Source organism: Bartonella sp. AP258QHHD (assembly GCF_042196145.1).
In the GTDB taxonomy this organism is placed as follows: Bacteria; Pseudomonadota; Alphaproteobacteria; order Rhizobiales; family Rhizobiaceae; genus Bartonella.
Genome location: NZ_JBHIPR010000058.1, coordinates 57,909 through 70,518, shown reverse-complemented (window position 1 = coordinate 70,518; position 12,610 = coordinate 57,909). Strand labels below are relative to the sequence as shown.

General features: G+C 37.0%; 3 protein-coding genes, 1 rRNA gene and 1 pseudogene. 4 read left to right on the top strand and 1 reads right to left on the bottom strand.

All coding sequences use genetic code 11. From position 1 onward, the window contains the following. The 4 genes and pseudogenes from ACFIMM_RS06695 to rrf all read left to right on the top strand — a co-directional run. A partial coding sequence (locus ACFIMM_RS06695) for an autotransporter outer membrane beta-barrel domain-containing protein (protein WP_375682792.1) occupies positions 1-2,332 on the top strand: 2,332 nt, incomplete at its 5' end. Positions 2,333-2,472: 140 nt separating this feature from the next. Continuing rightward, the gene (locus ACFIMM_RS06690) at positions 2,473-4,419 is read left to right on the top strand and encodes an autotransporter outer membrane beta-barrel domain-containing protein (protein ID WP_375682793.1); all 1,947 of its coding nucleotides are present in this window, start codon (positions 2,473-2,475) and stop codon (positions 4,417-4,419) included. A 135-nt stretch (positions 4,420-4,554) separates the two neighbouring features. Continuing rightward, positions 4,555-7,691: pseudogene (locus ACFIMM_RS06685) on the top strand (autotransporter outer membrane beta-barrel domain-containing protein). A gap of 1,353 nt (positions 7,692-9,044) precedes the next feature. Continuing rightward, a 5S ribosomal RNA gene (gene rrf / locus ACFIMM_RS06680) occupies positions 9,045-9,159 on the top strand. A 405-nt stretch (positions 9,160-9,564) separates the two neighbouring features. Here the strand turns inward: rrf and ACFIMM_RS06675 are convergent. After that, on the bottom strand, positions 9,565-9,969 hold the full coding sequence (locus ACFIMM_RS06675; protein ID WP_273790974.1) for a flagellar protein FlgN: 405 nt from the start codon (positions 9,967-9,969) through the stop codon (positions 9,565-9,567). Between the last annotated feature and the right edge of the window lie 2,641 nt (positions 9,970-12,610).

Sequence of the window (12,610 nt, the reverse complement as noted above, 5' to 3'; positions counted from 1 at the left end):
TTATAAGAAAAATTTTTTGTTATGTACAATTGCTGGAACTTTGATTTTTTCTCATTTCGGTTCAACTTATGCAAATACATCAGCTCCTACAATGGTTATGGCTCGTGCGGACAAAGCAGGAGAAGAAAAAACCTTTAATAACGTTTTTATCCGCAGCGCATATACAACAGTGGTTGCTGATGACAAAGCCTTTATCACCATTACAAATTCAACAATGCGTTCAGACTCAAATTTATTTACCGCAACAACAGGTGGACGTATTCATGCTAAAAAAACTGTAGGAAAATCAAATTCCCGTGGTTTAGAAATTTCAAACGGCATCATCCATATTGAAGATTCAATCATTAATGTTTCCGGACATCACAAAAGTCGTGGTATCCTTTTTGATTACATCCCAAGTTCCCAAGTAAAAGAGGGCGAAAAAGTTATCAATAAAGCAATTCTTACCAACACAAAACTTCTTGTTGAAAATGGTATTGGTATTCTAGGACCAGATTATGCAAAATCTGTTGCTGAGGTAGAACTTAAAAGTTCAGAAATTCGTTCTGATATATTATTAAAAAATAAAATCCCAGAAAACTCAAAAGATATCGATCCTCGCACTTTTATATTAAGCGCTGACAATTCGATTATAGAAGGACGAGCAAAGACTTTACCTCAAAATACAACGATTTTTACTCTCAACAATAACAGCAAGTGGTCCCTAAAGATTAGTCAATTTGAAGTAGACAAAGAATTTGACAGCTCTAAAGGATACTTGCTCACTGATATTAAACAACGTGCACAGTCTATTGTCTCAGTATTGAACCTTAATAATAGCTCTATTATATTTAATGCGCCGCATAAACTAGCAGACAATCAGTATCAGACCTTGCATGTGGGAAAACAGCCAATAGCTGAAGCTGCGAAAGCAGAGCAAAACAGAAGCTCCGATGCAACAACGGTTTACAATGCATTGGGCAACGCAAGGATTTACTTTAATACCGAATGGAGTAATGGTCTTATAAAAGAACAACAAAAAACTGACCGTGTTCTCGTTCATGGTAATGTCTCAGGCACCACAACGATCTATTTCAACAATCTTTCAAAGCGTGCAGAACCATTCGATGATGATGAAGTTTCAATTCCTTTGAATGCGCGTGGTCTCTCACTTGTTCAGGTGTCTGGAAAAGCAGAGGAAGCCGCCTTCACGCTGGCAAATGGCTACACTACAATGGGTGGATTGCCCTATAAATATGTATTAAATGGCTATGGACCAACATCCAGCCGTGGGAGAGCTGACAAACAGCAAAGTCTCTTGCAAGAAAGTGAAGAGTTTTGGGATTTCCGTCTACAAAATGCGACTCTTGATGATGAAGGAAAAATCAAAGCTCTTGTTCCTCAAATGGCAAGCTATTTGGTTATGCATAATGCAATATTCTCCTCTGGCTTGGCTGATATAAACAATCAAAATACACTGTTAGATAATATGCACTCAACAGTTTTTGGATTAGAAGGTCATAAACAAAAAGGGATATTTTTATCGACTTATGGCAACAAGATGACGTTATCTTCCAGCCGTAGTCCATTGGAATATGGTTATGGTGCTAATGTTCACTATGCTGCTATACAAGCAGGCATGACATTAACAACGTTAGAAAATCAAAATATAACCGCGAATCTTGGTCTTTTAGGCACATATGGAAAGCTCGCTTTTACGCCAAAGGACATGGAAGGTTCTGACAAAAGCATACTGGATAAATGGTCCTTTACGGTATATGGGAATCTCCACCATGACAATGGTCTCTATATTAATGCACTTTTCTCCTACGGCATTTTAAACGGACATATTACAACAGCCCTTATCGGCAACACCACAGAATTAAACAATACGGATACATTAAATATATCAGCTACCGTTGGACAAAAACTAGCAACTGGTGTTGAAGGGCTGTCTTTTGAACCACAAGCACAACTTATTTATCAACATATTGCCTTTGGCACTCTTTCAGATATTGATGGCTTCCAAGTTAATATAAAGCCCCCTTATCAATGGTTGGTCCGTATTGGAGGGCGTTTAACAAAAACAATGCTTCCTATTGAAAAAGATCGTGTTCTTTCTTTTTATGGTAAATTGAATGTCATCAAAGCTTTTGGTGAGGAGCGCACTATCGATGTTATGGAATCTTTCCATCTCGATTCTATGGGCTCTTCCCTTGAAGGTGGGCTTGGCATTAACGCGCAGCTTTCTAAAAATATCGCACTTCATGCTGACGTTAATTACCAACATAAACTTCAAAAAGCTGGGTTCTCTGGAATTAATTTTTCCGGAGGAATGCGTTATCGCTTTTAGAAATCTTAGCTCTCTATTTTGACGCATAAGCAGCGCTGAGATGAAAACAGTGCTGCTTAACTACATTACAAAAAACCGTAATGTGTCAAAAAGTGGTTCATTTTTAGCAAAATAAAGAAAATATCTTAAGGAACATCTCTATGCATAAGAATCTTTTGTTATGTACAGCCGCTTGTGCTTTATTTTTTTCTTCTTTTAATTTCACATCTACCAGCACCGCCTCTGCTCTAAGCCCCCAGAAACGCCATGCCATTGAAGGGATTATGAAATTACCTGAACAATATCGCCGTGCTATTGATTTAATAAACACACCAACACAAGCAGAAAAAAATCTTGAAAAGATAGCCTCTGGCGCCATGATGGAAGATAATTCGTCTGTTAGGAAGATGCTCGAAGAGTATTTAAGATCTGTCAATAAACAATTCTCAAATGGACTCTATAGCTCTGTGGATAATACTATAGATGTGAATAATACTGTAGATAATATTATGGCTAAATATCATCATCTGGATATGCAACACATGATGAAGGCCAATGCACAGCTTGATCACTTACGACAAAGCCGGTTGATAAAGGCAGGGAATTTATTACGTGGCTACGACAAAGCAGTTTCCGATGCCGTAAAGGCGGCAGCAATCCTTGAAGCTGATAACCAACAGCGTGTTAATGCTGCACACCAACAATGGGTAAGCCAAGACAATCGTGATTGGCACAAACTGCAAAATACAGCAGAAATATTACATAAGGCGGCACAAGTGGATACTGCCTTACAAGGACAAAACAAGGAACTTTCCAATACTTTACGCAAAGCAGTATTAGAGACTTTGAACGCGGATGGAATAACCAACGTGGAGAGAAAAGAAAAAACATCCCCTCCTCCAACGGACACTTCATCCATAAGAACAGGTCATGGAATGAGACAGCCTAAAATAAATGAAAATTCGCAATCTGATATTGATCCCCAAACAAACACCACTTCCTCGGAATCAAAAACAACTCTTAATACATCAGCAAAAGCGCATATGAATTTGCTCCCAAAGGTTGAGAATACTGCTACCGCGGCTACAGAGAGCACCTCTAAACTTACAGATGATGATAAAGCAACCGCAGCTTCTACTTCTCTTGATGGAACAGCAAAAAGCACAACTCTTACACCACAAGGAGAAAGTTCTTTAACCATGCCTATTGCGATGTTTGCTGTTGGGTTTAGTGATGTCAACAATCAAAATATCTTGTTAGACAATATGCAAATAACAATGTTTGAGCCCAAAGATCATCCAGAGAGAGGCGTTTTCTTATCCTCTTATGGCAATAAAAGCACCTTTTCTTCTAAGGTTCAAGCAAAACAAGATGGTATCCAAGCAGATATTCGCTATGCTGCATTGCAAGCAGGAGCAACACTAATAGCGCTAAAAGATCAAAATATCAGCAGCAACTTTGGTCTTTTCGGAACATATGGGAAATTATCTTTTACTCCTAAAAACAAGGAGAGCTTTCAAAAAAATATGTTTGATAAATGGTCACTCACCGCATATGGAAATATTCAGCATGACAGTGGCATCTATGCAAGTGCATTTCTCTCTTATGGAATTTTCAAAGAAAATCACGCTACAGCTCTCATCAAACATACCTCAAAAGTGAAGAATAGTAAAACATTAGGAGCCGCTGCAACTGTTGGTCAAAAACTGTCAACCAGTTTGGAAGGTGTAATCCTAGAACCGCAAGCACAACTTGTTTATCAACGTCTCATGCTTGGTTCTTTATCAGATAAGAGCTCTTTCTCAGATGACGATAACTCTAAAATAGACATAAGCAAACCTCATCAATGGTTGCTCCGTATTGGTGGACGTTTGACACAAAACAAAGGCCATGCCCTTTCCTTCTACGGAAAACTGAACATGATCAAAACTTTTAGTGAAAACTTTTCGCTTGCTGCTATGGAATCTTTAATTGAAGGTGGTTTTGGTATTCAGGCGCACTTATCGCAAAATATAGAGCTTCATAGTGATATCAGCTATCAACATAAATTCAAAAAAGCTGGCATCTCTGCAATAAATATTGCCGCTGGAATGCGCTATCACTTTTAAAAATACTTGTATTCCTATCTTGAAATATAACGCGCTCTCATTATGTTTCGTTTTGTCTCTTACAAAAGAGACATAATGAGGCCAAAGTTTTATTTTTTATGAGAGAGGGGAGAAATATTTTAGGAATACATCCATATGAAAAAAAGCTTCTTACTATACACAGTTTCTGGAGTTCTGTTTTGTTCTTTCACCAGTATGTCTTATGCTATTCATAGTACAAATCCATCAACAACGATAGATTCTTCTTCTCTACAACCTGCTCGTGTCAAGTCACAAATAAATCTATCCGGAGTTTTTGATCCGTATAAAGATCTATATGATGGAATCGGACAAGTTATGCCATCATATCCATCTTCAACCCCTAATGGCCTCCTTCCCCCTACAGCACCTAGCTCCACAAGAACGAGCGTAAGCCCTATTTCTACAGAAAGTAAACTTACAACGCCTACTTCTACAAGCACTCTACCTCCCAAAACACAACTTGAAGGAAATTCAGCTGGAAATATAATTTCTTCTTCAAAACAAAACTCTGATCTTAGTCAAGGAAGTACACAAACACCAAAGACTAAAGTTACAGAAGGTGTACAATCTAACCCTACAACACAAAACACTCCTATTATACAATCTTCAACAACAGGAATGGAAGCAAAATCTAGAAGACGTTCAGGGGCGCCCTCCTCTTCTGCAGACTCTTCCAGCGAAAAAACACTATCGAATTCTGCTGTGTCTTCACAGCCAGAACCTACACAACCTTCACCGAATTTACAACCAGCACTTACAAAGTCTGAACCTACAAGAACGGAACCTACAAAACCAACAACAGAGCAAATACCAACATCTAATGAACCAGAACTCGCACAGCCAATATCTTTAAGAGTAGAAACTGAAAAACCAACATTACTGGTACCACCAAAATCTGCAAAACCAGCGCCAGTGCAATCTTCATCTGCACAAAAAATATCTGAAAAATCAGAGATTGAAAAACCAATATCACCAATAAAACAACCTGAAAAGTCTACACAAATTGAGGATATAAGCGCTGGAGTTGAAGCTAAAAACGGTAAGATTATAACGCTACATAACAAAAAAATTCAAGACAATGGTTTTGCTGTACATGCAGAGGGAAATAATTCAAAAGTCAACATGATAGGGGGAACAGTTGATGCGCGTTTTGTTGCACTAAGCGTATCAGATGGTGGAGAAATTGATGCTACAGGCATTACTGTAACAGCAGAAACAGCTGGTTTGGTAAACATGGAGGGCACAATCAAACTTAAGGATTCAAGCGTCCATGTCACGGGAAATTATGAAGCAGACGGTATTATTTTCCGCAACAATCCGTATAATGCCCCTAGAAAACGATATACACGCAATGCTGAAAGGAACACCAATGCCGTTCAAGAACAAGATGTAGCCAATATTGCTGATAAAGTAACCCTAGAGAATACAAAGCTTTTCGTTGAACATGGTAGCGGTATCAACCTTTATGGAACAGGCGTAAACGGGGAAGTCAACCTTAAAAATTCAGAAGTTCATGCCGATATTTTATTAAAAAATATCAAGAACGAAAGTGCCTCCACAAACACCATTACATTAGTTGCAGACCACTCTTCTTTAGAAGGTCGGGTAAGAACTTCTAAAGATAATAGAACAGTTTTTGATCTAAAAGAGAGGACGAAATGGCTTGTAAAGGCGAATAAAAATGCCACAAATAATGATAATATTTTAAATGACTATAGACAGTTTGGTGTTGATGAAAAATCATACTCTAATCTTTCTGAATTGCACCTTACAAACAGTGCCATTATGTTTGACAAGCCCATTGAGGGACATTATCAAACTCTGTTTATAGGACCTAATCTTTCGCAAGAAGACGAAACAACTCACACAGCAGCGATTTATAGTACAGCGGGTCTTGCAGAGATTTATGTAAACACTCAATGGGATAAACATTCTCCTATCACGGAACAACAAACTGATCGCATTGTGATTAATGGTGATGTCTCAGGAAGTACTGTTGTTCACATCAATCTCCAAACCGATAGCTCTGCTGTTTGGGGAGAACACATGGCGTCACTTCCTTTAGGAACACATGGGATTTCAATCATTCAAGTTTCCGGACAAGCAAATGAAAATTCCTTCACGTTAGCAGGAAACTATATGACAATAGGGAAACAACCTTATAAGTATGTACTTACAGGCTATAAACCTGGAACATCTCATGAGAGCCAAAATCTTTTTGGTAAAAACAGTAATTTCTGGGATTTTCGCTTACAGAATGCCTACATTGATAAGGATAAAAAGGTTCGAGCCCTTTTACCACAGGTAGCAAACTATTTAACCATATCTAATACTTTGTTTTCTGCTGGATTTACTGATGTAAACAATCAAAACACGTTGTTAGACAATATGCGCACAACAGTATTTGGGGCAAAAGACAATAAAAAAATGGTATCTTTTTCTCTTCCTATGGCGAGAAAGTCACCTTATCTTCCAACCGCGATCCATTACATTATGGCTATGGTGCTGATGTAAACTATACTGCTTTACAACTAGGTGTCATATTAGCCGCCTTGGAAGGTAAAGACATAAGCACACATTTTGGTCTTTTAGGAACATACGGAAAACTTGCCTTTACGCCAAAAAAGATGCAAGATTCTGAAAAGACAACTCTTGATAAATGGTCTCTTGCCGCTTACAGCAGCATCCAACATAGCAATGGTATATATCTAAACACACTTCTTTCTTACGGAACCTTAAAAGGAAATATTACCACAGCTCTTGTTGGGAATGCCGCCAAATTGGATGGTACCGAGATGCTTAATATATCTGCAACCATTGGTCAGAAATTAGCAACCAATACAAAAGGGCTGGTCTTTGAACCACAAGCTCAATTCATTTATCAAAATCTCATGTTTGATATTTTCTCAGATACCAATGGCTTAAAAGTAGACATGGGCAATCCACATCAATGGTTGATCCGTTTTGGTGGACGTTTAACAAAAACGATAATGGCTGTTGAAGAAAACAAGGCTGTTTCCTTCTATGGTAAAATGAATGTTATCAGAACTTTTGGCGATGGTAAAACAATAAAAATTGCTGATACCTTTCATGTTGATCCTACCGGCTCTTCAGTTGAGGGAGGCATGGGGGTGAATGCATATCTTTCTCAAAATATCGTACTAAACGCCGATATCAGCTATCGGCAAAAACTGCAAAAAGCCGGTGTATCTGGCACCAATTTGTCTGGCGGAATACGTTATCGTTTCTAAAGCAGAAGTTAATTTTAACTTAAATAAAAAAGGCAGCACAAAGTGCTGCTTTTTTATTTAAATTTATATATTTTTTTTAATTCTCAAAAATCATTATCACATCAAAGAAGATTTTGACTTATAATATTTCTTTTGCATATTGAATAAAAAACTAAATACCATAACATTCTCTCATCAAAATACCCCATGCATAAAATTTTATGTCTTATATTATCACCACACCTCAAGCGATGATGTTTTTACAGCACAACAGAATAAGCATTCATGCCGATTTAAAAAAAGGCAGCCCCTTCTTCGCTGTGGACGCTCCATTTATTTTAGATGATATACATTTAATATACCTGCTATAAAGACTAGTATCTGGTATAAATTCTTAAAGGCAAGTTTTTCCTCTAAAATCTCAATGCTACAGCAGCTCCATTATAAGACAAGATATTGATTTATAAAGACAATTAATTTTTTTCCATGTTAAATGAGAATCCAGAATATCGTCAGATTCTTTCATTTTAGACCTGTTCCATGTTGAATCAACAAAAACCATATCTCTTACAAGTGACAAGGGAGAAGAGCCATAGGGATAAAAAACTATTAAGAAAGGATTAAAAATGCCTCTAATGAACTATCTCAAGTGCCAAGGGCTGTAGCAACATTGGGATCAAACAAAGAATATGACAGTGTTGAAAAATATAACAATATCAACTTGCTCTTTTATTAAGCATAAAGATGGTCGCGCCCTATAGATTTTATATTATTTCCATGGGAACTTTCTTATTATACCATTCACAAGCACCGTTGCATCAAAGATGTCGTTGCGCCGCCCCACAAACACCATCACGAAATAGACTTGAGAGCTTAGATATCTCTTTAAAACAAGGCCGTGAATTAGGAATAACAAATCCATTCTATTTTGAGTATTTTGTCGTGCATGAAGGACATGCCCGCAGTAAAAAACACAATAAAAAAAGCGTGAAACAATGCGGAATCTTCATTATTTAACAGATAGTGCTTTAGATACTTTTGAAAGACATAAAGCTAAATTAAAGAACGGCGGAACAGAGGGAAGCTGATTTCTACCTCTTTATTCTTTCCCAATGAGATTGCCTCCCCATTTCAAATATTACGCCAACAAAGATATACGCACTATATCCACTCAGATCTGGATGCTCTCTCCAATCTGACATACAAAAACTAAAAACAGCAGAAGGAAATAATAAACCGCTTTAATTTTTATCTCAAGCATATAGATTTAAACAACGAACCGCGTCATATCACCACACTTTAAAGGACAATATTTCCATGAAGCTTATAGGCAATATTCATCACATACTCTTCATCATTCATGCTTTTTGCTGACTTGGTGGTTATAGCAGAGTGAACGCACCAGATCCCATCACGAACTCGGCCGTGAAACGCTCCAGCGCTGATAGTACTTTGCCTTAAAGCAAGGAAGAGTAAGTCGCCGCCAGATCTGCTAAATGCAAGCAAAAGACTCAATTATAAACCTTACATTACCACAGCCCCAAGGAAGCTGTTTTTAAGGCATCACAGGCTGGTCTAAATATTCTCTTGATCGCCTCTCTCCCTAAACTAAAAAATGAAGCTCCCTACTGACTTAGTCTGCAAACAATTCTCTGTAAATAATCCGCCTTCTCTGAATTCTCTTCTAGCCAGCTTCTCACCGCATGCGGTTCACATCACGACACCTTAAAAGACATTGTTTTAAGAACAGCGTTTTACAGTACATCAGGATAATAATTTAAATACCAAAATGCACTTAAAACACGTCTACTCACTAAACGCACTATTTATCCAAATCAACTGCCCTACCTAATCATTGTCATGACTTAGAACAGCCCGTATTAAGCAGATTTGATCATTCCTCTATTTCTTTTGCACGTCCAGATAGTTGTATAGCTCTAGAAAGATCATTAACTGCATTTAAATGTGTTTGAAGTAATTCACTATTACGCTGTAATTTTTCTTGTAAATCAGACAACAAACTTTCAACCTCATGCTCAATATCTTGATTCATATAGCGCTTCACATCACTCATGGATTTATTAAGATCACGCAAACCACGTATTTTACGCAAATTTATTTCTTCGTAATCTGGAACACCACTGCTCTCTAGCATATTGCTTTCATAATCAACAACTTGAGCTAATCCTTTAACAGCAGCAACAAATTTTGTCATCGCCCAATCACGATCAATAAGGTTGTTATCAAGAACTTTTGCTTTTGCCGCAAAACTATCATCACCATATTGCACTACAGACATTTTTACTTCCCCTTCAACACTATTGTTCAATCTTACTTTCAAATGAGGGAGACTAAACAGGTTCTCTTCAATGCTGATACACTCAACCAAGCTCGTGGTGCAAACATTGCTCAAACAACAGCACGACAATCCTTCAAAGCGTATACCACTTCAACTTTCAACGCGTTCTCTCAAATATTTTTCTTGCTTTGCTCCAAAACCATCATTGCGGCTATACTAGTCCATAAAAACGCTATAGACTTAAACCTTACAGCAATATCGAAACTTCCATATTTGCTCTGTCTATTTCGCCTTGCCGATTTTATCTTTGCCGATTTTATCACGAGCTCATCTTCAACAGAAAATAACAATGCTTTCACGAGAACTTCAGCCACAAAAAATATCTGCCGACAAAAAACCGCAGTCTATCTTGCAGCATATAAAGACGTAAGCCCATTAAAAATTTCAGCATTTTACTGATAGAAGCACTTTACCCTCCATAACCTTATGGCTCTCTCTGCACTTAAACTTGTATACCTTCCAGCGCCCCATAAGATGGCGCCCAACAAGATCAGTTTGCACCCATTCAAAAGGACACCCCCTCTCCCATGCTCTTTCTGCACACATGCAGTATTTCGCATAAAACACAAAAAGAATGTTCTTTTGAACAGATCAGCCATACAGCAATATAAAAAAAGACATCTTCAAATAGCTAAACAGCCATCAATCTTCCTTTTTTAAATTATCATTCGCTTTTCTTTGCAATGAACGACTATATAAGATTTTTTGAACCTTTTCAAGAGTTTCTTAGCCAATCAGTTCGATACGTCTTCAATCGCATATTTACGCGCTTGTTTTAAAGAAATATCTCTTAAGTGCACCCAAGCCTATTTCGCACCGCGGCCCATCAATGGTATAATGATAAATCTTCCATGACATGTATAAAATCCATTGAGCACTTTCCATCTTTACGCTTAATAAAAGAAGCAAGCCAGCACCATCACATATTTTTCTAACCCCTTATGTTCTGATACCCTTGGCACTTGAGACGGTTCATAAAGCATGGCCTTTCTTGTACAATTTCTCTGCGCATGGGAGCTCCCTGCTTGTAACTGCAAAAGACGTTGTTTTGGTTAATTCACCACGAAACAGATTTGGAATGAAAAAATTTCCAGTATTAAGGAATCTAATTCAAGTTGAATAACGATAGATTATCATCTATAAATCAAAATATTATCCAATGCATAATGCTTAACGCTCCCCCCATTGATATTTTCAGAATTTTCACAGCATCTTCTTACAGATTATTTCATTCCATAACACAGTTTGCTCTTAATATCGCGACTTTACATGTGCTACTGGTATAAAAACAGAGAAACAATCATTTTATAATCAAGGTACAATTTTTGTTTACGATCTTTCTCTCGTTTTCAACCTTTTAAATGCAGCTCTTCTCTTTCATAATCATCACATTTCAAATCTATTCCATGTTGAATAAATTAAAATCACTTGCTTGCACATCACAAACAACGCCCTGATGTGTTGATAAAATACGCTGAAAGAAAAAGACTTCTTATGAACCTTAGCAAATGCCAAGAACTATAATAAACATTGGAAGCAAGCGTACGATGATTGTGACTTGCTCTTTCATAAGTATAAAGATGATAGCATTTTATAGATTTTTATATTATTCAAAGTTTATATTATTTCATGAGAGCTTTACTGTTATACTATTCACATTTACCGTTATACCATTTACGAATGTCATCGTAAAATGTCTTTCGTGTGCGTTAAGAGATATTTCTTTAAAACAAGTACATAAATATGCAATACAAATATACTAATATACAACATAAGTATATTTCTTTTGGAGCGTTCTTTACTTTTGTGCAAAACATGCCCCATTAGAGCAGCATTAACCAATCTTGCTATGAGATAAACGATCAGAAAACATTTTTATCTTCCGCCGCTCACCTTAAAGGACTAAGATCTTAACTCAATCGGCTCTGTACGCAGTCCGAATTTTTGTCAAACGATCTTCTCCTGACTTTCCCCTCATCTGCTTCACTTAAACGAAAGACTCAACAAATAAACCTACGAATATTCATCGTACACTAAAAAATACTTAAACGTTCCAAGAAAACTTATATGTCTTATATTACCGTTATAAATGACAGTGCTTTATAGCATAACAGGATAAAAAAAGTTTCCAGCAACACAAAACTTACAAAATCAATCAATAGTCCTTTTAAAGCTTTCTTTTTTAGGATTCACAATACTCCAACTCCTTAAGCTTTTATAAAAAAAGGAACGATTTTAAGCTTGCCGAATATGTTGTATCAGCATATATTACAGATTGTAACATATTGTTATTCATAAAATCACCTCAAAAAGAACAGAAAGAGGTTTTTATGGCTGATCTCGTAAAAGCCGCTATGCTTTATTCAACCTTGATTATCACCATCAATGCTTTTGTTGTTATTTTAGTTCTCGTAATAGAAATATACTAAGCATACTCTTTTGGCTTTTTATAATCTGTGCAAATGAGCATCTTAATTTCACATAAGAGCAAAGCAAAATTTTAATTCTACAGATAAACCACACACCCAATTTCAAACATCGCTTGCAACTATTTGAGTATAAACTCTGCTTTTTGTATGCA

Coding starts and splice junctions, on each gene's coding strand:
- ACFIMM_RS06690 (WP_375682793.1), top strand. CDS start 2,473: ATGCATAAGAATCTTTTGTTATGTACAGCCGCTTGTGCTTTATTTTTT.
- ACFIMM_RS06675 (WP_273790974.1), bottom strand. CDS start 9,969: ATGTCTGTAGTGCAATATGGTGATGATAGTTTTGCGGCAAAAGCAAAA.